Origin of the sequence: Enterococcus sp. DIV1420a (assembly GCF_051712165.1) — a bacterium.
GTDB classification, from domain to species: Bacteria; Bacillota; Bacilli; order Lactobacillales; family Enterococcaceae; genus Enterococcus; species Enterococcus faecalis.
On record NZ_JBIOOI010000001.1, the window covers coordinates 1807898 to 1831783 of the forward strand.

Genomic DNA, 23886 nt, shown 5'->3' on the forward strand with positions numbered 1-23886 from the left:
GAAATAACATTTTTAAGATATGTATCCTTTAAATAATAATTAAAAAAACATTGAAAATATTATTTAATCTTATTTTAATTTACTGGTGTATTTTTTAATGTTAAACTAAGGATAGTTCTGATCAGACAAACTATTTTAGTAAGACCAAGTAATTGAATAGAGAGGTAAAAAAATGAAAAAAATGAAGTTATTAATTTCTGGTTTTTTTGTAGCAATCGTTTTGGGTACTGGTGTTGATGCATTTGCAGCCTCTAGGTTTTCTGGCGTATTATCGAGAGGAATTAATGGAATTAGTTATTGGTTAGGACCAACCGCAACATTTGGTAATACCGATACAGCGATTAGAAATTGGATGTATACTCCGTAGGGGAATCCTTTGTATATTTATAAACAAGGAAATAACTATGGGACATCAATTGATTTTTATTCGAAAAGTTAAATCCGGGAATAGGTGGGGTTACAGATTTTTTTGATGGCAGAGACAGGATGATTGTAACTGGGATGCGAGAAGCTCCGCGAATAAACTATTACTATGCTAAAATTAATTATAATACTATGTATTCACGAGCTTCATCGATGAAAAATGGGACTATTGCTAGACATGAAATTGGGCATGCGCTCGGAATTGCACATTCAAATGGCATTATGACACGTTCTGTAAGTACTAATACAAATCTTGCTGTTGATAAACCGAATAATGATATCTTAGCAAGAATATATGGGTGGTGAAAAAATGAAAAAAAATCCCATAGTATTTTTGGTAGCGCTTTCTTTGTTGGCGTGCGCTTTCTTAATGATTAATTTCGTTAAAGAGAACGAGAAGAAACAAGTTGCTGCTGAAAAAATAACAACAACTTCCAATTCATTAAAGAAAAAAGCCTTGAAAAATAGTATTGATTCTTCAGAAAGAAAATATTATTCATATCTTGATGAAATTGACCAAAGTAAGGTTATTAATCAATCCGGTGGATCGCAACGACTGTTAATGTATAATCCTGAAATCCCAAAAGATATCCAATCTTTGTCAACAAATATTGTTATTGGCAAAGTTCTTTCTTTAGATAAAGCAGACGCGCCTGCTAATGATCCTAGTAGTCCCTATAATGGAGAAATCTATCCATGGACATTTGGGAAAATCCAAGTACTAAAAAATATTCAAGGCGAATTAGCATCTACGATTGAATTTGTGCGACCAGGTGGCATTATGGAAGAAGGGCGAATGTTTTTAAATGATGCGAAAGAAAATGTTGATAAATTGAATCGTGGGCGTGCAACAAGACGAATGGCGCCAATTCAGCAAAGTCGTCAGCTTGTTGAAATACTACAGTATGAAGGAGATTTTTATTTAGAAGCTGGTGAGACCTATTTGTTTTATGTTTATTGGGATAAGGAATGGAATAAGGGGTTAATAATGGGCTATCAATACGGTTCTTTACGTTTAGAAGACGAGCAGCAACCTGCTGAAGAATTAACCCAAAGGAATCGCCGAGCGATTGGCAAAACGTGGAATGTTGTCAATGAATCAACCAAAGAAACGACTAATTTAACTACCTATTTAAAAGATGAATTAGGAATTGAACTTCCAGCAGAATAGAAGTAGAGAATAACAAAAAGTCAGCGGAGCTTCCCTTGCTTTTTGTTATTCTTTTCTTTGTTTAGTCTTTTAAAATGCATAAAAATAAGCTATGATGAGGGCAAGAGTAAACTGAAAAGGAGAGCGGCGCCATGAGAAAGCAAGATAGACACCGTTTAATTACACGTTTATTGACTGAAAAAAATATTCAAAAGCAAGAAGATTTTGTCAACTACTTACAAGAAAAGGGCGTAGCTGTAACTCAAGCAACAATTTCTCGCGACATTAAAGATATGAAACTGATCAAAGTTCCTTCTGCAGAAGGGGGTTATCGATATAGCCTTCCATTAGAAACACAAGCTAATACGAGTGCTAAACTTGCAAAGCTTTTAAAAGATGCCTTTGTAGCTGCAGAACAAATGGAAAAATATGTCGTATTACGAACCATTCCTGGCAATGCGGCGGCGTGTGGTAGTTTAATCGAAAAGAATTACCAAGAGAAACTTTTTGCCGTCATCAACGATGATGATAGTGTCCTCATGATTGCACGAACTGAGGAAGCAGCAGAAAAACTTCATAAAGAGCTGTTAAGCTATCTATAAAGAATGAGGTGAACAAGATGTTACAAGAACTTTCCGTGAAAAATTTTGCGATTATCTCTTCGTTACAATTAGAGTTTCAAATGGGTATGACCGTTTTAACGGGAGAAACGGGTGCGGGGAAATCCATCATTATTGATGCAATGGGATTACTCACAGGCGGACGCGGCTCCAGTGACTATATTCGTCAAGGAGCAAATAAATGCACCTTAGAAGGACTTTTTTCAATGCCGAAAAGTCAAGAATTAAAGAAATTATTAGAAGAATTAGGTATTGAAACAGAAGAAGATTCTTTAGTGATTCAACGAGATATTTCCGCTTCTGGTAAAAATGTTTGCCGTGTCAACGGACGGATTGTCAACATTACTAATTTAAAAAGAATTGGGGAATATTTAGTAGATATTCATGGCCAAAACGAACATCAAGAATTGATGCAAAGTGAACGCCATATTGATATGTTAGATGAATTTGGTGGGAAAAAACTTTTAGCAGTCAAAGAAAAATATACACAGGCGTATCAAGAGTATCGCGCACTCGAAGCCAAAGTCAGAAAGCGACAAAAAAATGAAAAAGAATTTGCCCAAAGAATGGACATGCTTCATTTTCAAAGTGATGAAATTGCTAGTGCACAGTTAGTCGCTGGCGAAGAAGAACAATTGTTAGAAGAACGCAATAAACTGAACAATTTTCAAAAGATTGCTGATGCACTGACGATTAGTTATGCCGCGCTAAATGGTGAAGACGATAGTAGTTTGGATAAAATCGGAACAAGTATGAATGAACTCGCTTCGATTGAATCCCTTGATTCAGAATATAAAACATTGTCAGATGCTGTTCAAAATGCTTACTACTTACTACAAGAAGCCAGTGGAGATCTTTCTAGGTTGATTGATGGCTTAGAACTAGACGAAGGCCGCTTGAATGAAGTAGAAAATCGTTTGGAATTAATCCGTCAAATGAAACGTAAATATGGCGATTCAATCGAAACGATTTTATCTTACTATGAAGAAATCACCAAAGAGTTAGCAGAGGCTGATTTTTTGGAAGGCGGTACAGGTGACTTAGAAGCGTTGCTTGCAGAGAAACAACAAGCGGCTCATCAACAAGCGTTAGCTTTACGAAAAGAACGAAAGCGCCTAGCCAAAGAGCTCGAACAACAAATTTTAACCGAATTAAAAGAACTATATTTGGAGCGAACGGAATTTGAAGTCCGCTTTACAGAACTTGAGCATTTACAAGAAAATGGCTTAGACGGAGTAGAATTTTATATTACTACTAACCCAGGGGAACCATTAAAACCGTTAGTTCGGGTGGCTTCTGGCGGAGAACTTTCGCGAGTGATGTTGGCTATGAAAACAATCTTTTCTCAAACGCAAGGGATCACTAGTATTGTTTTTGATGAAGTGGATACAGGAGTTAGTGGCCGAGTAGCACAGGCGATTGCCGATAAAATTTATCAAATTTCAGAAAATTCGCAGGTGTTGTGTATCACGCACTTGCCCCAAGTGGCGGCCGTTGCCGATGAACATTATTTTATTGAAAAAGAAATCGTGGCGGGTCGGACAGAAACAAGCGTCCGAATTTTATCTGAAAAAGAGCGAGTAAACGAAATTGCGCGTATGCTCGCAGGAAGTGAAATTACGAAATTAACCATTGAACATGCACAAGAGCTGTTGGCGATGGCGAAAAAATAGCCGCTCTATTTGAGCAAGTAAAAAAAACAGCCCCTTCAATTGATAGAAGGGGCTGTTTTTTTACTTTTAATGTGTGAAAAAGTTCTCCAGTTTAAAGACTAAGAATCGCTGTTAAAACAGTTGAACCTACAATTGCGATCAGCATTAGCCAAACCACGACTTTCGTGATTTTTGAAAAGCGACTTTGTTCTTTGTCGTTCATAAATGACACGTCCTTTTTAATTTCTGCTAATAGTGTACAACCTTTTCCTGAAAACAGCAACCTAAAGTTATAAGAGATTCTTTTTCTTTAAAATTCGAATACTAATTACGCAGATTAAGGTAGTGATGGCAAAAATAATCCAAAAGGAATATTCATGCTCTGCAAAAGGGAGTTTCACATTCATGCCGTAAATTCCTCCGATGATGGTCGGAATGGTCAGGACAATTGTTAAGGATGTTAAAATTTTCATGACATTATTTAAGTTATTTGAGACGATTGCTGAAAAAGTATTACTAATGTTATCAACTAATTTTAGTTGTATTTTAGTCGTATTCAGTCCTTGTTCTAGTTCAATCAAAATATCCCTTAAAAATGGCAAATGTTTTTCTGGATGATTAAAAATTTCAGCGCTATATAAACGTTTTAATACTTTTAAATTATCCGTTAAAGCTGCTTCGAAATAAACTAGACTTTTTTGAATGTCCATAATCTGATACAATTGACTATTTTCTGTGGCTACTTGGAGCTCTCCTTCAAGTTTGTTGGTTTGTTGGATAAGTGCTTGTAAGTTTTTATTGAAGGAAAGGGCCATCTTCCATGAAAGGGCTAAAATTAAGGCCTTCTCAATAGAAAGATCTTGATGCGTGAACGCCTCTTTTTGAATCCCATGAACGATGTCGTTAGGCCCATTGCTAACAGTAATTAGTTTGTTATCGACGGTTGCGATTAAAGCAATCGGCACCGTTTCTACTTGCAGATAGCCACTAGGACTGATACTAGCTTTGGGATAACGAAATAAAAGTAACGTAGGCGTTTGTAATTTTTCGTGGCGGAAACCTTCCACTCGAGCATTTTCTTCATCATCTAAAACGCCGGTAAGATAATCTGTTGGTAAGTGGTATTGATTGACGAGACGCTCGATTTCTTCTTCTGTAGGAGATTCTACCGAAATCCAACTTAGGGATTCATCGTCTGGTGAACAAGGTTCAAAATAGTCATTTTTCAATAATAAATAATTAATCAAAAGATTCACCCCGAATCAACATTTTTTGTTCTAAATCCATTATAATAGAAGTATGACACAATACGAGAAGAAAAGCTTATAAAAAACATTCAAAAATAAGTGGCCGCGATAGGTGAGGCCTCGTTTTGAAAATGGTTTGATAAGTAATCCGTTTTTTATATGAAAAAGCAAGCAAAAAGGGCTTTTAGCACATATATTTAAACGAAATGAAACATCTGTGTAACGTTGATGAAGTATAGTTATAGCAGGTGGAATGAAAGGATTTGTTGAGAGAATGGTGTCGTTTTCGGCAATAATGTTATTTTGGTATATTTTTCCGGTAATTGTGCTCTTTGCGTGCAATTTTCTCGTGTCCACTTTTTCCCTAACGGAACGTTGGAAAATAAAAGCACCGGATTTGGCCATTCCGTTTTTATTCATAGGGATCCATGAGTTATCCAAAGATAGTTATGATGAATCGATTATGCCGTATTTTGTGATTTCTATTTTGTTATTAGGAGTCGCTGTTGCCCTGTTTCAAGCTTATTATTATGGAGAGATTTTATATAGACGATATTTCAAGATGTTTTGGCGGTTGACGTTTTTACTAACGTTTGTGTTGTATGTGTTGCTTATCTTGCTAAATATCAGTCATTATCTACTGTAATAAAGCGTGGAGACAATAGGGGAAATACGCTGTGGGAAAATGTCCCCCACAACTCCCCACTCCGTGGGGTTTTTTTGTTATTTTGGGGGTTATTTGATAAAAAACATAGTAAAAACCTTGTTATAATAACATTTTTTGTTGGGTGATGCTTGTTACATAAAACCCTGTAAATATTACAGAAATTTTAAATAACAGTTAAAAAATAGAAGTTTTTAGATTTATAGTGGTAGAAAGTGGTGGGATGTGGTAGACTTGTTCTATCAAGTGGAAAAGCGGGTGTATTGGCTATGCTTATGGGTGAATACCAACATAATATCGATGCCAAAGGCCGCCTAATCGTTCCATCAAAGTTTCGTGAGGAACTTGGTGAAAAATTTGTGGTAACGAGAGGGATGGATGGCTGTTTATTTGGTTATCCTTTAAATGAATGGTCACAACTTGAAGCAAAACTTCAAGAAATGCCCTTAGCTAAGAAAGATGCACGTACCTTTGTACGATTCTTTTATTCCGCTGCAACAGAATGTGAGATTGATAAGCAAGGTCGTATCAATATTCCGGCGAATTTACGAACACATGCCAGTTTAGAAAAAGGCTGTGTTGTTATCGGCGTCTCTAACCGAATTGAAATTTGGAGTGACGAACGTTGGCATGCATTCTCTGATGAAGCTGAAGAAAACTTTGATGAATTAGCAGAAACAATGATTGATTTTGGATTTTAGGAATGAGGCAAATGATGACTGAAGAATTTCGCCATTACACCGTTCTTTTAAAAGAAACAGTGGATGGATTACAAGTGAAGCCGGATGGCGTATACGTAGATTGCACACTCGGTGGTGCCGGACATAGTGAATACTTACTGACACAATTGAATGAGCACGGTCATTTATATGCCTTTGATCAAGACCAAAAAGCGTTGGCACATGCTAAGACTCGTTTGCAGAAATATGTAGACAAAGGTCAAGTGACCTTCATCAAATCAAATTTTAGAAATATTAAAGAAGAATTGGCAGAACACGGGGTGTTCCATGTTGATGGGATTCTATACGATCTAGGTGTTTCTTCACCACAATTAGATGAAGCAGAACGTGGTTTTAGCTATCATCAAGACGCACCCTTAGATATGCGCATGGATCAAGACGCACCCTTGACGGCTCGCGAAGTGGTGAATACGTATAGCTATAGTGAGTTAGTAAAAATTTTCTTTCGTTATGGGGAAGAGAAATTTTCGAAACAGATTGCTCGAGAAATTGAACGTGTTCGCGAAAAGCAACCAATTGAAACAACAGGTGAACTCGTTGAGATTATTAAGACGGCGATTCCAGCTCCAGCAAGACGCAAAGGTGGACATCCTGCAAAACGAATTTTCCAGGCAATTCGCATTGCCGTTAATGATGAATTAGGGGCAGTTGAAGAGTCGCTAGAACAAGCAATTGATTTGCTAGCGAAAAATGGCAGAATCAGTGTGATTACGTTCCATTCGTTAGAAGATCGTATCGTTAAAACAATGTTTAAAGAATACAGTACGGTACAAGATTTGCCACCAGGCATTCCAGTGGTACCAGAAGAATTTCAACCAGAATTAAAAGTAATTACCAGAAAACCAATTTTACCAAGTGACAGTGAGTTATCTGAGAATAATCGTTCACGAAGTGCGAAGTTACGCATTGCCGAAAAAATAAAATCTAGATAGAGAGAGGGGTAGACACATGGCTGAATTGAAGAAAGTAAATGATTTCCATTATGAAGCACCAGAAATGGATCAGCCAACTGTGGCAACAGAGCAAGACAGAAAAATGCAAGAGGAAACACTACCTGTCCCCACTCTATTACCCAAAAAGAAACTAAAAAATGTCTCTTTACTAGAAAAATTAATCGGTGTTGTATTAGTTTGTGCAACGATTGGTATTGCAATTGCGACAATTCAAGTAAGAACGACAATTGTCCAAACCATGAACGATATTACAGAAACACAAGCAGTCATTAAAGAAAAGGAAGATAACGCTTTGAAATTGGAACAAGAAAGAAGCGAACTTTCTAAATCAGATCGAATCAAAGATGTCGCTAAAAAACAAGGACTAGAAAATAACGGCGACAATGTTAGGACTGTTAAATAATGAGTAAAAGACATAAATTTAAACAATTCATGAAAAAGAAAAACTTAAATCCGATGAACAATCGTAAAAAAGTAGGCATCATTTTATTCGCTACGAGTATTGGATTGTTCTTTTTATTTGCCTTTAGAACGACATACATTGTGGCAACAGGCAAAGTAGCCGGTGTATCACTAAAGGAAAAAACAGCTTCTCTATATGAAGGAAGCCAAGTGGTAAAAGCTAAGCGAGGATCAATTTTAGATCGATATGGTAATCCAATTGCAGAAGATGCTACTTCCTATTCGTTATATGTCGTATTATCAAAAAAATATACGGGACAAAATAATGAAAAGCTATACGCGGAGAAAAAAGACTTCGATGATATTGCTGAAATTTTAGCGAAATATACCAAACTAGACAAAAAAACAGCATTGAAATACTTGAATAATGGGATCCATGAAGATGGGTCAACACAATATCAAGTGGAATTTGGTACGGGTGGTCAAAACATCACCTTGGAAACACGCCAAAAAATTGAAGCAGATTTGAAAAAGAAAAAAATTTCAGGTGTTTATTTCAATGAACATCCAGCCAGATTATATCCCAATGGTCAGTTTGCTTCTCACTTTATTGGCTATACAAAAGCAGCCAATCCAGATGATGATAAAGAAGGCTTAGTAGGAGCAATGGGACTAGAACAGACCTATAATGATATTTTAAGTGGAACCGATGGCCGTGTGTATTTTGAAAAAGATATTTATGGCAATGCCTTACCAGGAACTGTGGCGGAAGAGAAAAAAGCAGTGGATGGTCAAGATATTTACACGACGCTAGATAGTCGCTTGCAAAATACCTTAGAAGATTTAATGACGCAAGTTAATGAAAAATATGAACCAGTTTCTATGACTGCCATGTTAATGGAAGCAAAAACAGGCGAAATTGTTGCCATGTCTCAACGGCCAACATTTAATCCTGAAACGAAACAAGGGTTAGACGATAATGGCACGTGGCAGAACCTATTAGTTGAAAGTCCTTATGAACCAGGCTCAACAATCAAATTATTTACAACAGCTGCTTCTATGGAACAAGGACAGTTTAATCCTAATGAATTATTCAATCGTGTTGGTGGAATTCAGGTTGGGGATGTAACTGTGAATGACCATGACTACACTCGGTTGAACGGCAAAGAATATTTGAATTATCGTCAAGCCATTTCTTGGTCTAGTAATATTGGTATGGTAAAACTAGAACAAAAAATGGGTGATGAAAAATGGATGGAATATTTGAAAAAATTTGGTTTTGGTACGAGCACGCATTCAGGTTTAAGTGGTGAATCTGCTGGTAAATTGCCAGGAACAAACTTTGTAGATAGAGCAATGTCGGCATTTGGTCAAGCAATTACGGTTACTAATTTCCAAATGATGAAAGGTTTCTCAGCTATTGCAAATGACGGTTCAATGTTGCAACCTCATTACATCAGCAAAATTGTTGACAAAAATACAGGAAAAGAAACGATTACGGAACCACAAATCGTAGGAACCCCAATCAAAGCGCAAACAGCTCAACAGATTCGTACGTACATGATTGATACCGTTGAAGACCCAACTTATGGGATTGCGTATGATATTTATAAAGTACCAGGCTATCATGTTGCTGCCAAAACAGGAACTGCCCAGATTTCAGATGGTAAAGGGTACGTTGATGGAGCAAGTCAAGTCTTGTCTTCTGTAGTGGAAATGGTCCCAGCAGATAATCCTGAATATGTTTTGTATATTACGCTTAGACAAGCAAAATCAGGTTCGCCTTCAGAAGCAATGGCGGCAATTGCAAACCCATTAATGAAATTAGCGTTAGACATTAAAGAGACAGATCCGGAAACAACGAAAGTAGCTTCTGATAAAGTCACAGTTGCTGATTATAAAAATATGACACCAGCGGAAGCGTTGGCCAATGCCAAAGTGAACGGGGTGGATCCTGTGATTATCGGTGATGGTGAAAAAATCAAGAAACAATCAACGCCGTCTGGTCAAACATTAATGCCTAATCAGAAATTGATTTTGATCACAAATGGAACGAACTATATGCCTGATTTAACCGGCTGGTCGAAGAGCGATGTTACCAAGTTTGGTGATTTATTAGGTTTGACTGTCGAGTTTAAAGGTGAAGGCTATGTGACGAAACAAAGTATCGCTGCTGAAACTGAAATTACGGAGAAAAAATTAACCGTGACTTTAGAAGGCACAGAATAATAACGTAGAATAATTAGGAGAGATAACATGGAGTGGACACAGATTTTTATTCCCATAGTGGTGAGTTTTGCCATTACAGTGAGCGTAATGCCACTATTCATTGGCTATTTTCAAATGAAAAAACAAGGGCAGGTTACTCGTGAAGATGGCCCAACTTGGCATAGCGTGAAAACAGGTACCCCTACAATGGGGGGAGTCGTTTTCCTTGTAGCCAGCTTGATTACTTCATTAGCAATGGGGTTGTTTTTCCACCAATTTACGCCGTCTCTACTAATTATTCTATTTATTTTAGTATTATACGGTTTGCTAGGTTATTTAGATGATTTCATTAAAGTCTTTAAAAAACGGAACATGGGCTTGAATTCTCGTCAAAAATTAATTGGTCAAATTTTTGGTGGGTTGGTTTTCTACTTTGTTTATCGAAGTGAAGGCTTTTCAGAAACCTTAGATTTGTTTGGAGTAGCAGAAGTTCCGTTAGGTATTTTTTATGGCGTGTTTATTATTTTTTGGTTAGTCGGTTTTTCTAATGCCGTGAACTTGACAGATGGAATTGATGGTTTGGTTGCTGGTTTAGGAACAATTTCATTTGGTACTTATGCAATTATTGCCTGGAAACAACAACAATTTGATGTTGTGATTATCTGCCTAAGTGTGATTGGTGGGCTGATTGGCTTTTTCCCTTATAATAGAAAACCAGCAAAAATCTTCATGGGTGATGTTGGTTCATTAGCATTAGGTGGATTGTTAGCAGCAATTTCAATTATTTTGCATCAAGAATGGACGCTACTTTTAATTGGACTTGTCTACGTTTGTGAAACAGCAAGTGTTATTTTACAAGTTGCTTCATTTAAATTATTTGGTCGACGGATTTTTAAAATGTCACCAATTCATCACCATTTTGAAATGTGTGGTTGGTCTGAATGGAAAATTGATTTTGTCTTTTGGTCTGTCGGTTTAATCTGTTCAGGAATCACATTATGGATTCTTTTCTAATCTATCAAAGGGGAAATTGACAATGAAAAAAATAACAACCTATCAAAACAAAAAAGTGTTGGTTTTAGGACTAGCTAAAAGTGGTGTCAGCGCAGCGAAACTCTTACATGAGTTAGGTGCGCTCGTTACCGTTAATGACGCAAAACAATTTGATCAAAACCCTGACGCCCAAGATTTATTAACCTTGGGTATTCGTGTTGTTACAGGGGGGCATCCAATTGAATTGTTGGATGAAGAATTTGAACTAATCGTTAAAAATCCTGGTATTCCTTATACAAATCCACTTGTGGCAGAAGCACTAACTCGGAAAATTCCTATCATAACTGAGGTGGAATTAGCAGGTCAAATTGCCGAATGTCCAATTGTCGGCATTACGGGCACCAATGGTAAAACAACCACGACCACGATGATTGGTTTACTGCTAAACGCTGACAGAACGGCTGGTGAGGCACGTTTGGCGGGAAATATTGGTTTTCCAGCGAGTACGGTGGCTCAAGAAGCAACGGCCAAGGATGATCTTGTGATGGAACTTTCTAGTTTTCAGTTAATGGGAATTGAGACGTTTCACCCACAAATTGCAGTAATTACAAATATTTTTGAAGCACACTTGGATTATCATGGTTCGCGGAAAGAATATGTTGCTGCAAAATGGGCCATTCAAAAAAACATGACCGTAGAGGACACCTTGATTTTAAATTGGAATCAAGTAGAGCTTCAAACGTTAGCCAAAACCACAGCTGCCAACGTATTGCCTTTTTCAACGAAAGAAGCAGTAGAAGGGGCTTATCTTTTAGATGGGAAATTATATTTTAATGAAGAATATATTATGCCCGCCGACGAGTTAGGTATTCCTGGCAGTCACAATATTGAAAATGCACTCGCAGCGATTTGTGTAGCTAAATTAAAAAATGTATCGAATGTTCAGATTAGACAAACTTTGAAAAACTTTTCGGGCGTTCCCCATCGAACGCAATTTGTTGGCGAAGTTCAGCAAAGACGTTTTTATAACGATTCAAAAGCAACCAATATTTTAGCTACAGAGATGGCGTTAAGTGGGTTTGACAACCAAAAGCTACTTTTACTTGCGGGTGGCTTGGATCGCGGTAACTCATTTGATGAATTGGTTCCTGCTCTGCTGGGACTCAAAGCAATTGTTTTATTTGGAGAAACTAAAGAAAAATTGGCGGAAGCTGCTAAAAAAGCGAACATTGAAACAATTTTATTTGCTGAAAATGTTCAAACGGCGGTTACCATTGCCTTTGATTATTCGGAAAAAGATGATACTATTTTACTATCACCTGCTTGCGCAAGTTGGGATCAATACCCGAATTTTGAAGTACGCGGGGAAGCCTTTATGCAAGCTGTTCAACAATTAAAAGAAAGTGAAATGTGAGAAAATGAAGATACTAGTAACTGGTGGTGGCACAGGTGGGCATATCTATCCTGCGTTATCCTTCGTCGAACACGTCAAAAAAGAAGCACCTGCAACAGAATTCTTGTATGTGGGAACAGAAAATGGTCTAGAAAGTCAAATTGTGCCAAAGGCGAAAATTCCATTTAAAACGATTAAAATTCAAGGATTCAAGCGTTCGCTAAGTCCTCAAAATTTTAAAACAATTTATTTATTTTTAACAAGCATTAATAAAGCAAAAAAAATTATTCGTGAATTTCAACCAGATGTGGTCATTGGTACAGGCGGTTATGTTTCTGGTGCAGTAGTTTATGCGGCCCACCAATTGAAAATACCGACAATTATTCATGAACAAAATAGTATCCCCGGAATGACAAATAAATTTTTAAGTCGTTATGTGGATAAAATTGCGATTTGTTTTCCAGATGTCGCTAGTTTTTTCCCGAAAGAAAAAACAATTTTAACAGGGAACCCGCGGGGACAAGAAGTCGTAACGGTGGAAAAGTCAGCTATTTTATCAGAGTTTGGCTTGGATCCAGCAAAGAAAACGGTGGTTTTATTTGGCGGAAGTCGTGGCGCCTTGAAAATCAATCAAGCGTTTGAACAGGCCTTTCCTTTGTTTGAAGAGAGAGAGTATCAAGTTTTATACGCTTCAGGAGAAAGATATTATCAGGAACTTCAAGAAAGTCTAAAGCTTTCTGAAAAGAAATTGACAAACATAAGTGTGCAACCGTATATTGATAAAATGGTTGAAGTGATGGCTAATACCGATTTAATGGTGGGACGTGCAGGAGCAACCTCAATTGCGGAGTTCACCGCATTAGGATTACCAGCAATTTTAATTCCGAGTCCTTACGTCACGAATGATCATCAAACGAAAAACGCGCAAAGCTTAGTAAAAGTTGGTGCTGTTGAAATGATTCCAGATGCAGAATTGACCGGCGCTCGTTTAGTTGCGGCAATTGATGATATTTTATTAAACAATGAAAAAAGACAACAGATGGCAACGGCGTCCAAAGGGGAAGGCATCCCAGATGCAAGTGATCGTTTGTATCAAGTTGTGAAAACGTTAGTCTGAGATAGGAGGTGTGGAAGATTAGTAACGAGAACGATATATTCAAAAAAAGAAAACCATTACCTCCAAAAAAATCGGAAGAGTCTCAACCTGAACTGACACCTTGGCAAAAACAAAACCAAGAATATTTGAAGAAGCAAGCGGAAGAAGCTGCTTCAAAAGGTGAAAACGAACAAGCAGAAGTCACCATCACTTTACAAGAACAAAGTCAAGAAGAGCCTCAACAACATCTTCCACAAGAAACAGTGGAAGAAGAGGAGCATTTTGCAGATCGTTTACCGAACGTTAAGAAAACACGGAACAAGCGCTTATACAGGCGTTTAGCCTTTATTTTAACTTGTTTAGGGACAGCCATTTTAGTGGCATTGTATTTTGTTTCGCCTCTTAGTCGATTGAGTGAAGTAACAGTTTCAGGTAACAAAAGTGTGGAGAGCCAAGCGATTATTCAGCAGTCAAAACTTGAAACGGGTAGTGGCTTATGGGAGCAGTATTCAAATAGAAATTATTTTTCTGCAAATATTCAGAAAAAGTTTCCAATTATAAAAAAGGCGAACATTAAGTTAAATGGTATTAATTCATTTAAAATTGATATTCAAGAGTATCAAATTGTCGCTCTTGCTGCGACTAAAGGCGGCTATCATCCGATTTTAGAGAATGGTAAAACTTTGGCGGAAACCACCAAGGCTGCTGAAAGTGGCAAACCAATTTTTGAGAATTTCAAAGAGGATAAATTAATCCCTGAATTAATGGCCTCTTACAACAAATTACCTCAAGAAATTAAACAAGGAATTTCAGAAATTAAATATGCACCATCAAAAACCAATAAAGACTTGATTAATGTCTATATGAATGATGGAAATCGAGTGATTGTTAATATTTCTGATTTAAGTGAAAAAATGGCTTATTATTCACAAGTAGCCGAGCAAATGGACAAACCTGGAATCGTTAATATGGAAGTCGGCATTTTTTCTTATCCGTATGAAAAAGAAAGTGAAGAAACGGGCAGTGAAGTTTCCGAAGATTCAGCGGTTGAAAATCAAGAAGTTGTGGACCCAAATGCAGGCGCAGCAACGGATGAAGCGAATAACGGTACGCCGACAAATGGAGAAAATCAAGAAGTGCAACAAGCAGAATAAGTTTTTTACAAAAATGTTTCAAAAATTAACGAACAAATTCGTATAATCTGCTTTCTAAAACCCCCATTTTTATGGTAAAATTGGAAGAAGTGAATAATACTAAAAAAGAGATAGTTAAACGGACGCCTTTGTCCGCTTAGATATTGGAATTAATAGGAGGAGGAATTCCGTTCATGGCAAAAACAGGAATGTATGTAGGCCTCGATATTGGTACAACTTCTGTCAAAGTAGTTGTCGCTGAATATATTGAAGGTCAAATGAACATCATCGGCGTTGGAAATGCAAAATCAGACGGTTTGAATCGAGGGATTGTCGTCGATATTGATCAAACAGTTCAAGCAATCCAACGGGCCGTTCGACAAGCCGAAGAAAAAGCCGGCATTCAAATTAAAAGCGTAAATGTTGGATTACCAGCGAATTTATTAGAAGTAGAAAGCTGTCAAGGAATGATAGCTGTTAGCAGTGAATCAAAAGAAATTACAGATGAGGATGTGCGCAACGTCGCATCTGCAGCTTTGGTTCGTTCAACTCCTCCTGAACGTCAAATTGTTGCAATCTTACCGCAAGACTTTACCGTCGACGGCTTTGAAGGCATCAAAGACCCACGTGGAATGCTTGGCGTTCGCATGGAGATGTTTGGCGTTGTCTATACTGGACCAAAAACAATCATCCATAACATCCGTAAATGTGTTGAAAAAGCTGGCTTAGGAATTAACGAATTAGTGATTACACCGCTTGCTTTAACGGAAACAATTTTAACAGATGGCGAAAAAGACTTTGGAACAATTGTCATTGATATGGGTGGCGGTCAAACAACGACATCTGTTATCCACGACAAACAATTGAAATTTACTCATGTTAACCAAGAAGGCGGTGAGTTCATCACGAAAGATATCTCAATCGTATTGAATACTTCTTTTAACAACGCCGAAGCCTTAAAAATTAATTATGGGGATGCTTATCCAGAAAGAACTTCAGCAAACGAAGAGTTTCCTGTTGATGTTATCGGTAAGTCAGAGCCTGTAAGAGTGGACGAACGTTACCTTTCAGAAATTATTGAAGCGCGTGTGGAACAAATTTTGAGAAAATCAAAAGAAGTTCTGGATGAAATTGATGCGTTTGAATTACCTGGAGGCGTTGTATTAACTGGTGGCGCCGCTAGTATGCCAGGTATTGTCGATTTGGCGCAAGAGATTTTTGAAGCCAACGTAAAACTATACGTACCAAATCACATGGGCTTACGTAACCCAGTCTTTGCTAATGTCATTAGCATTGTGGAATATTCAGCGCAACTAAACGATATTTATCACATTGCCAAATATGCAATCCCTGGTGAAAAATCGAAACCAGCACAATCAGTCGCTGTCCAACAAGAAGTTCGCTATGACACATATGCTGAACAGCCTCAAGAAGAATACGAAGAATTCAACGAACGTGAGTCTGGTGAAAAAGTGACAGGCAAAATCAAAGACTTCTTCTCGAACATTTTCGACTAATCACACAAACAGGAGGATACGATATCATGGAATTTTCATTAGACAATAACATTAACAACGGTGCAGTCATTAAAGTTATCGGTGTAGGTGGCGGCGGCGGAAACGCTGTAAACCGTATGATCGAAGAAAACGTTAAAGGCGTGGAATTTATCACAGCCAATACAGACGTTCAAGCATTAAAACATTCAAAAGCAGAAACAGTGATTCAATTAGGCCCTAAATACACTCGTGGTTTAGGTGCCGGTTCACAACCTGAAGTTGGCCAAAAAGCTGCAGAAGAAAGTGAACAAGTGATTTCAGAATCATTACAAGGCGCGGATATGATTTTCATTACTGCTGGTATGGGTGGCGGAACTGGTACAGGTGCTGCGCCAGTAGTTGCAAAAATCGCTAAAGAATTAGGCGCTTTAACAGTTGGTGTAGTAACTCGTCCATTTAGTTTTGAAGGTCCAAAACGTGGTCGTTTTGCTGCTGAAGGAATTGCCTTATTAAAAGAAAACGTTGATACACTATTAATTATCTCAAACAACCGCTTATTAGAAGTCGTTGACAAGAAAACGCCAATGCTTGAAGCATTTAGAGAAGCTGATAATGTATTACGTCAAGGTGTTCAAGGAATTTCAGATTTAATCACTGCGCCAGGTTACGTAAACTTGGACTTTGCTGACGTGAAAACAGTGATGGAAAACCAAGGAACAGCTTTAATGGGAATTGGTGTAGCGAGCGGCGAAGAACGCGTAATTGAAGCAACGAAAAAAGCTATTTCTTCACCATTGTTAGAAACATCAATCGATGGTGCGGAACAAGTCTTATTAAACATTACTGGTGGCTTAGATATGACCTTGTTTGAAGCGCAAGATGCTTCAGATATCGTTACAAATGCTGCTTCAGGTGATGTGAACATCATCCTAGGTACATCAATCAATGAAGATTTAGGCGACGAAATTCGTGTAACAGTAATCGCTACAGGTATTGATGAATCAAAAAAGGATAGAAAACCGCACCGTCAAACAAGACAAGCGGTTCAACCAATGCAACAAACAACTCAATCTGTGGAAATGGATCAACCAAAATCACAAGAAGAAGCAAGTGCTTTTGGCGATTGGGATATTCGCAGAGAACAAAATACACGTCCAAAAGTTGATGAATCTTCATTAGAACAAGTAGACAAAAAAGAATTTGACACATTCCACCGTGAAGAACCAAATCACAATGATGACGAATTAAGTACGCCACCATTTTTCCGCAGAAAACGATAAGGAGCATCGATTAGAAATGATAGCTGAAAACTTAACAAATATTAATAATCAACTTCAGCTAGCATGCAAAAGCTCACAGCGCTCTGTTGCTGATGTGACAATGATTGGCGTCACTAAATCAGTAGGAATTGAGGAAGCAGCAGAGCTTGTTCAGCTTGGTGTCCAGAATTTAGCTGAAAACCGAGTAGATAAGTTACTAGAAAAGAAAGCTGGATTGGAAAAATTTAATGATATTCAGTGGCATTTAATTGGTAATTTACAACGTAGGAAGGTAAAATTAATTATTAATGAGATAGATTATTTTCATGCATTAGATAGTCTGAGTCTAGCCAAAGAAATTCAAAAAAGAGCAACGAAAGTTATTCGTTGTTTTGTTGAAGTGAATATAACTGGGGAAGAAAGCAAGCACGGCTTTCGTAAAGAAGACGTCTTACCTTTCATTCAAGAACTTGCTGATTTGGACAAAATTCAAATCGTCGGTCTAATGACTATGGCACCTTTTGGGGCAAGTGAAGAAGTATTACATGCAACATTTAGAGAATTAAAAGAGCTGCAAATGACCGTAAATGAGAAACATTTATCTTTTGCTCCTTGTACAGAACTTAGCATGGGAATGAGTAACGATTTCCCAATCGCAGTTGAAGAAGGTGCAACTTTTATACGAATCGGAACAGCGTTATTCAGAGATGCGTAAAGGAGAGGAATTTATGTCAATTTTTAACAAGGATGCGTTATCGAGCTTTTTTGGCTTATCTGGCGAAGAAGATGATTATTATGATAACTACGAAGAATATGAAGAGCGCAAAGCAGTTAATGAACCACCGCGTCGTGCAGCTCGGCCTAAACCACAACGCCCTGTTCAACAACAGGAAAGTTACAATCAGCCAGCTTATACACAACAAAGTGAGCCTGTAGTTGAAAAACCTTCTGCACGCTATCGTTCTGCTGAAGCGCATCAAGAAAGAGACACACAACAAGCTGCTTACACAGAGAAAAAAGTGGTTTCTATGCGTAGTTCTAATCAATCAGCGACTACGAATACAAGACGAGCACAAGAAAGCACCGCCAATGCAAAAACACATAAAATTACTATTATTGAACCACGTGTGTATTCAGAAGCAATGAGCATTGCGAAACATTTATTTGCTGAAGAAGCTGTGCTAGTTAATTTTACATTAGTAGAAGAAGACCAAGCACGACGCATCGTTGATTTCTTAACTGGTACTGTGTATGCTTTAGACGGAGATATTCAGCGCGTTGGCAATGAAATCTTCTTATGCACACCAGCGAATATGGAAATTGATAGTGCGACAGCACAATCTTTAGCCAACAAACAATTCTTTGATTTCTAAGCCTTAGGGAGGTGTTATTATCGCAACACTGATTACTCTATTATACAAAGGCGTTCAAATCTATTCAGGATTACTAGTGATTTACGCGCTACTTTCATGGTTTCCAGGAGCATATGATTCTGCTTTCGGGCGTTTGCTCTCTAGAATTTGTGAACCATACTTAAGTTTGTTTGACCGTTTGAATTTAAGGATTGGAATGGTTGGATTTAACGTAATGGTAGGGATTATTGTCCTTAACCTAGCAGCGGGTGGCTTAGCAGTCATTTTACGAGCTATTGTTTATTAATAACTTTTAGAAAGGATGATTTATCTATGAACGCAAATGTGTATCAACATTTCCGCAAAGATGAACATCCTTTTATTGACACTGTCGGGGATTGGCTAGAGCAAGTGGAGATGCAATACGCGCCTTATTTGACAGACTTTCTTGATCCTAGACAGGCGTATATTTTGGAAACGTTGATTCGACAAAACAGTGATTTATCGTTTACTTTTTATGGTGGTTATGAGCAAGCAGAACGAAAACGCTGCTTGATTTATCCAGCGTATTACATACCAGAAGAGACAGATTTTGGTGTTGTATTATTTGAAATTATTTATCCATCTAAATTTGCGACATTATCTCATGGGAAAATTTTAGGCACCTTGATGAATGTTGGGGTTCGTAGGGAAGCCTTTGGAGATATTATTTCCGATGGTGATAAGTGGCAGGTTTTTATAGCACAAGAAGTAGCTGGCTTCGTTGTTAACCAAGTCGACAAAATTGGTAAAATTACTGTTCGTTTAGAAGAGCGGGATTATACACAAATTTTGATACCGAAGGATGGTTGGCAAGAAGAGCGAACGACTATGAGCTCTTTGCGGCTGGATAGTGTGATTTCCGCCGTATTTAATATTTCAAGGCAGCGATCAAAACAATTGATCGAATCTGGTAAAGTAAAAGTCAATTGGACAGAAACGACACGACCAGATTTTGCTTTAGACTTATTAGATATTGTTTCGATACGAGGATTTGGGCGCCTTCAGATTCAAGAATTAGAAGGAAAAACAAAGAAAGAAAAATTTCGTGTCCTCTTAGGGGTATTGAGAAAATAATCTCGAACTTTTGTTTAAGAAAACCATTTTGGCTGTTCATTCAGACGAAGTTGTGTATAATAAAAAAAGTAAGATATTTGCTATTTCAGGATTAGTATGAGAATGTGTTCATAAGGGGTTTTACAAAAATAATCCAAAGAGGTGAAGGAATATGGCATTAACTCCATTAGATATTCAAAACAAAGACTTCTCAACAAAAATGAGAGGCTATAACCAAGACGATGTAGATGACTTTTTAGATCAAGTCACACGTGATTATGAAGATGCATTACAAAAAAATCGTGAACTTGAGAAATCATTAAAACACGCAGAAGAAAAATTACAATACTTCAATGAATTGAAAGATGCATTGAACCAATCAATTATTGTTGCACAAGATACCGCTGATAAAGTGAAATCAAGTGCCAACAAAGAATCAGAAATGATTATCACTTCGGCAGATAACCAAGCCAAAGAAACCTTGGTAGAAGCTGAACGTAAATCAAATGCAATGATTGCAGATGCTGAAGCGAAATCAACACAAATCTTAGCAGAAGCAATTGAACGTGCTCGCCAATTAGCTGGGGAAACAGAAGACTTGAAGAAGAAAACACGTGTCTTCCATCAACGCTTAAGCTTAATGCTTGAAACTCAATTAGAGCAAGTGAAGAGTGAAGAGTGGGAAGAGATTTTAAAGCCTTTTTCTAGTTATGTCGGAGACAAACATACAGCAGTTAAGGAAATTCTTGATGAACAAGACCTTGACAACGAAAATGAAACTGTTGTAAACTCTGAAGAGAACACAGATGCTGTAGTAGAAAAAAAGCCTGTAATTGAAGTCACTGAAGAAACAATTTAAGAAGAATCAAAATAGATAGAACAGAACGTTTAATGTTTATTCTTAGCAGCGAGTCAATGATAGTGAAAGTTTGACAGACACTGGCATTAAACAGATCCTCTATCCTAGATGCAGTTCTGAACACTTGAGTAGGAATTGCCGGATAATTACCGTTATCAATTTCAGAGAAAGTAGGGGCAACTCTACTTTGAATTTGGGTGGTAACACGAGTACTTCGTCCCTTGGGATGGAGTACTCTTTTTTTATCTACTTTTATCAGCTATCGTTCATCTTTAGTATGAACTAACACAATTAAATCGATAAAATGAAAGCGAGGCAAATGCATATGAAAATGAAAGAAACATTGCAATTAGGAAAAACAGCTTTTCCAATGCGTGGGAACTTGCCAAACCGTGAAGCAGAATGGCAAAAAGACTGGGAAGAAAAAGGCTTATATGAACAACGTCAAAAATTAAACGAAGGAAAACCAACCTTTGTTTTACATGATGGCCCTCCGTATGCAAACGGAAATATTCATTTAGGACATTCTTTGAATAAAATCAGTAAAGATATTATTATTCGTTCAAAATCAATGTCTGGTTTCCGTTCTCCTTATGTGCCTGGTTGGGATACCCATGGTTTACCAATTGAGCAAGTGTTAACCAATAAAGGGGTTAAACGTAAAGAAATGACTGTCGCTGAGTATCGCGAAAAATGTAAAGAGTATGCCTTATCACAAGTCGATAAACAACGTAACGATTTTAAACGTTTAGGTGTGTCAGGCGATTGGGAACATCCATACATTACGTTAGATCCAGAGTATGAAGCAGCAGAAATTCGTGTTTTTGGTAAGATGGCAGAAAAAGGCTATATTTATAAAGGCTTAAAACCAATTTATTGGTCTCCTTCAAGTGAATCTTCTTTAGCAGAAGCAGAAATTGAATACAAAGATGTAAAATCACCTTCTATTTACGTAGCTTTTAATGTGGCCGATGGTAAAGGTCTTTTAGATAACGAGACAGCCTTCGTCATCTGGACGACAACCCCTTGGACATTACCAGCCAACTTAGGTATTTCAGTTAATCCTGATTTTACGTATGTTGAAGTGAAGGCAGACGGTCGTAAATTTGTAATTGCTAAAGATTTATTAGCAACAGTTAAAGAAGCGGTTGGTTGGGAAGAAGTAGAAGTCTTGCGAGAATTTTCTGGTGAAAAATTAGATCGTATGACAGCTCAACATCCATTCTATGATCGAACATCACTTGTTATGCTAGGCGACCACGTGACGCTAGATGCCGGGACTGGCTTAGTTCATACCGCACCAGGGCATGGTGAAGATGACTATATCGTTAGCCGTAAATATGATTTACCTGTTATTTCTCCTGTTGACAGCCGTGGGGTCTTTACAGATGAAGCACCTGGTTTTGAAGGAATTTTCTATGACAAAGCGAATCCAATGATTACTGAGTTATTAGAAGAAAAAGGCGCGTTATTAAAATTAGATTTCTTTACGCATAGTTATCCACATGATTGGCGTACCAAAAAACCAGTTATCTACCGTGCAACGCCACAATGGTTTGCTTCAATCTCTAAATTCCGTCAAGATATTTTAGATGAAGTTGAGAAAGTTGACTGGCTAATTCCTTGGGGAAAAACACGTTTATATAATATGATTCGTGACCGTGGTGATTGGGTAATCTCTCGCCAAAGAGCGTGGGGTGTACCATTACCGATCTTCTATGCTGAAAACGGGGAAGCCATCATTACGCCAGAAACAATTGAACATGTAGCGAATTTATTTGCAGAACATGGATCAAATATCTGGTTTATGCGTGAAGCAAAAGAGTTACTACCAGCAGGCTTTACACATCCAGGTTCACCAAATGGCGAGTTTACCAAAGAAACAGATATCATGGACGTTTGGTTTGACTCAGGTTCTTCACATGAAGGAGTTTTACGAGAAAGAGAAGAGTTAACTTTCCCAGCAGATATGTATTTAGAAGGTTCTGACCAATATCGTGGTTGGTTTAACTCAAGTATTACAACAAGTGTCGCTATCAATGGAGTAGCGCCTTATAAATCAATTATTTCTCAAGGGATGGTTCTCGATGGCGAAGGCCGTAAGATGAGTAAATCGTTAGGCAATACTATCTTACCTGAAAAAGTTATCAATCAAATGGGTGCAGATATCTTACGCTTGTGGGTAAGTAGTGTTGACGCGGAAGCCGATGTGCGTGTCTCAATGGATATCTTAAACCAAGTATCTGAAGTGTACCGGAAAATCCGTAATACTATGCGTTTCTTGTTAGCGAATACGAGTGATTTTAATCCAGCTGAGCATACTGTAGCTTATGCTGATTTACGTTCTGTAGATAAATACATGACGGTTCGTTTAAATCAAGTCATTCAAGAAATCCGTGAAAATGGTTATGAAAAATATAATTTCATGCATATTTATCGGACAGTTATGAACTTCTTAACTGTGGATCTATCTTCTTTCTATTTAGACTTTGCGAAAGATGTCGTTTATATTGAAGCAGAAAATGATTATCAACGTCGTTGTATGCAGACTGTTTTCTATCAAACATTGGTTTCATTAACAAAATTATTGACACCAATTATTCCACATACAGCGGAAGAAATTTGGAGTTTCTTACAAGAAGAAGAAGAGTATGTGCAATTAGCTGAATTCCCAGGTTACGAAACGTTTACTAATGAAGAAGAATTGATGGATACATGGGCAGCCTTTATGGATTTCCGTGACAATGTCTTAAAAGCGTTGGAAGAAGCTCGTCATTCTAAATTAATCGGTAAATCGTTAGAAGCCAAAGTAACTGTTTATCCAAATGAACAAATTCGTCAATTAATGACAGCTGTTGATGCAGATATTGCTCAATTACTAATTGTTTCCGACTTTGAAGTATCAAAAGAAGTAGCACCTAGTGAAGCTGTTCAATTTGAAGACATGGCTATTTTAGTTGAAAAAGCAGAAGGCGAAACGTGCGACCGTTGTCGTTCCGTTCGTCAAGATGTCGGCTCAGATGAAAAATTACCAACACTTTGTGGCCGTTGTGCACACATTGTTGAAGAAAATTATCCAGAAGCGGTTGCTGAAGGATTCGAATAAACAAGGAAAAAGATCCGCTAGTTGTTAACTAGCGGATCTTTTTTG

General features: G+C 37.6%; 24 protein-coding genes. 22 read left to right on the plus strand and 2 right to left on the minus strand.

Annotated features, from left to right (window positions below):
* The first annotated feature begins 172 nt into the window (after window positions 1-172).
* From IGI80_RS09075 to recN, 5 genes are all read left to right on the plus strand, one after another.
* A complete protein-coding gene (locus tag IGI80_RS09075) occupies window positions 173-367 on the plus strand; it encodes a hypothetical protein (protein WP_236691857.1) in 195 nt (64 codons plus the stop codon).
* A 209-nt stretch (window positions 368-576) separates the two neighbouring features.
* The gene (locus IGI80_RS09080; RefSeq protein ID WP_429975921.1) at window positions 577-729 is read left to right on the plus strand and encodes a matrixin family metalloprotease; all 153 of its coding nucleotides are present in this window, start codon (window positions 577-579) and stop codon (window positions 727-729) included.
* A 4-nt stretch (window positions 730-733) separates the two neighbouring features.
* The gene (locus tag IGI80_RS09085; protein ID WP_438723259.1) at window positions 734-1594 is read left to right on the plus strand and encodes a hypothetical protein; all 861 of its coding nucleotides are present in this window, start codon (window positions 734-736) and stop codon (window positions 1592-1594) included.
* Between the two features lie 131 nt (window positions 1595-1725).
* Window positions 1726-2175: an arginine repressor gene (locus IGI80_RS09090; RefSeq protein ID WP_002358881.1), complete on the plus strand. Its 450-nt coding sequence runs from the start codon at window positions 1726-1728 to the stop codon at window positions 2173-2175.
* A 17-nt stretch (window positions 2176-2192) separates the two neighbouring features.
* Complete coding sequence (gene recN, locus IGI80_RS09095) at window positions 2193-3866, plus strand: DNA repair protein RecN (RefSeq protein ID WP_141426386.1); 1674 nt, start codon at window positions 2193-2195, stop codon at window positions 3864-3866.
* Between the two features lie 91 nt (window positions 3867-3957).
* On the opposite strand, the gene IGI80_RS09100 is transcribed toward recN, so the two are convergent.
* Both IGI80_RS09100 and IGI80_RS09105 read right to left on the minus strand, forming a co-directional pair.
* Window positions 3958-4068: a DUF4044 domain-containing protein gene (locus tag IGI80_RS09100; protein WP_002383399.1), complete on the minus strand. Its 111-nt coding sequence runs from the start codon at window positions 4066-4068 to the stop codon at window positions 3958-3960.
* Window positions 4069-4135: 67 nt separating this feature from the next.
* Window positions 4136-5101 carry a magnesium transporter CorA family protein gene (locus tag IGI80_RS09105; protein ID WP_002390178.1) on the minus strand — a complete coding sequence of 322 codons (966 nt, stop codon included), beginning with the start codon at window positions 5099-5101 and terminating at the stop codon, window positions 4136-4138.
* Window positions 5102-5345: 244 nt separating this feature from the next.
* On the opposite strand from IGI80_RS09105, the gene IGI80_RS09110 reads away from it, so the two are divergent.
* From IGI80_RS09110 to ileS, 17 genes are all read left to right on the plus strand, one after another.
* Window positions 5346-5738 (plus strand): DUF3397 domain-containing protein, encoded by a 393-nt coding sequence (locus IGI80_RS09110; RefSeq protein WP_002383401.1) that lies wholly within the window; start codon window positions 5346-5348, stop codon window positions 5736-5738.
* Window positions 5739-5971: 233 nt separating this feature from the next.
* Window positions 5972-6457: a division/cell wall cluster transcriptional repressor MraZ gene (mraZ, locus tag IGI80_RS09115; RefSeq protein WP_002383402.1), complete on the plus strand. Its 486-nt coding sequence runs from the start codon at window positions 5972-5974 to the stop codon at window positions 6455-6457.
* Window positions 6458-6471: 14 nt separating this feature from the next.
* Complete coding sequence (rsmH, locus tag IGI80_RS09120) at window positions 6472-7428, plus strand: 16S rRNA (cytosine(1402)-N(4))-methyltransferase RsmH (RefSeq protein WP_002355891.1); 957 nt, start codon at window positions 6472-6474, stop codon at window positions 7426-7428.
* Window positions 7429-7444: 16 nt separating this feature from the next.
* On the plus strand, window positions 7445-7852 hold the full coding sequence (ftsL, locus tag IGI80_RS09125; protein WP_002358883.1) for a cell division protein FtsL: 408 nt from the start codon (window positions 7445-7447) through the stop codon (window positions 7850-7852).
* Complete coding sequence (locus IGI80_RS09130; RefSeq protein WP_002381310.1) at window positions 7852-10080, plus strand: penicillin-binding protein; 2229 nt, start codon at window positions 7852-7854, stop codon at window positions 10078-10080. The genes ftsL and IGI80_RS09130 overlap by 1 nt, the downstream gene beginning before the upstream one ends.
* 27 nt (window positions 10081-10107) lie before the next feature.
* Window positions 10108-11073 carry a phospho-N-acetylmuramoyl-pentapeptide-transferase gene (mraY, locus tag IGI80_RS09135; RefSeq protein ID WP_002366386.1) on the plus strand — a complete coding sequence of 322 codons (966 nt, stop codon included), beginning with the start codon at window positions 10108-10110 and terminating at the stop codon, window positions 11071-11073.
* Between the two features lie 22 nt (window positions 11074-11095).
* Entirely contained in the window at window positions 11096-12466 is a 1371-nt protein-coding gene (gene murD, locus IGI80_RS09140; protein ID WP_002396481.1) for a UDP-N-acetylmuramoyl-L-alanine--D-glutamate ligase, read from the plus strand.
* A 4-nt stretch (window positions 12467-12470) separates the two neighbouring features.
* The gene (gene murG, locus IGI80_RS09145) at window positions 12471-13562 is read left to right on the plus strand and encodes an undecaprenyldiphospho-muramoylpentapeptide beta-N-acetylglucosaminyltransferase (protein WP_002355896.1); all 1092 of its coding nucleotides are present in this window, start codon (window positions 12471-12473) and stop codon (window positions 13560-13562) included.
* Between the two features lie 8 nt (window positions 13563-13570).
* On the plus strand, window positions 13571-14695 hold the full coding sequence (locus IGI80_RS09150; protein WP_438723261.1) for a cell division protein FtsQ/DivIB: 1125 nt from the start codon (window positions 13571-13573) through the stop codon (window positions 14693-14695).
* 173 nt (window positions 14696-14868) lie between these two features.
* The gene (gene ftsA, locus IGI80_RS09155) at window positions 14869-16191 is read left to right on the plus strand and encodes a cell division protein FtsA (RefSeq protein ID WP_002355898.1); all 1323 of its coding nucleotides are present in this window, start codon (window positions 14869-14871) and stop codon (window positions 16189-16191) included.
* 26 nt (window positions 16192-16217) lie between these two features.
* Window positions 16218-17450 (plus strand): cell division protein FtsZ, encoded by a 1233-nt coding sequence (gene ftsZ / locus IGI80_RS09160; protein ID WP_002355899.1) that lies wholly within the window; start codon window positions 16218-16220, stop codon window positions 17448-17450.
* Window positions 17451-17466: 16 nt separating this feature from the next.
* Window positions 17467-18144 (plus strand): YggS family pyridoxal phosphate-dependent enzyme, encoded by a 678-nt coding sequence (locus IGI80_RS09165; protein ID WP_002358890.1) that lies wholly within the window; start codon window positions 17467-17469, stop codon window positions 18142-18144.
* Between the two features lie 13 nt (window positions 18145-18157).
* Window positions 18158-18802, plus strand: coding sequence for a cell division protein SepF (locus IGI80_RS09170; RefSeq protein ID WP_002358891.1), 645 nt, complete (start codon window positions 18158-18160; stop codon window positions 18800-18802).
* 28 nt (window positions 18803-18830) lie between these two features.
* Window positions 18831-19088, plus strand: coding sequence for a YggT family protein (locus IGI80_RS09175; protein WP_002355902.1), 258 nt, complete (start codon window positions 18831-18833; stop codon window positions 19086-19088).
* A 26-nt stretch (window positions 19089-19114) separates the two neighbouring features.
* Window positions 19115-19897: an RNA-binding protein gene (locus tag IGI80_RS09180; protein ID WP_002355903.1), complete on the plus strand. Its 783-nt coding sequence runs from the start codon at window positions 19115-19117 to the stop codon at window positions 19895-19897.
* 151 nt (window positions 19898-20048) lie between these two features.
* Window positions 20049-20735 (plus strand): cell division protein DivIVA, encoded by a 687-nt coding sequence (gene divIVA, locus IGI80_RS09185; RefSeq protein WP_438723263.1) that lies wholly within the window; start codon window positions 20049-20051, stop codon window positions 20733-20735.
* 325 nt (window positions 20736-21060) lie between these two features.
* On the plus strand, window positions 21061-23841 hold the full coding sequence (ileS, locus tag IGI80_RS09190; RefSeq protein ID WP_002387984.1) for an isoleucine--tRNA ligase: 2781 nt from the start codon (window positions 21061-21063) through the stop codon (window positions 23839-23841).
* The last annotated feature ends 45 nt before the right edge of the window (window positions 23842-23886 follow it).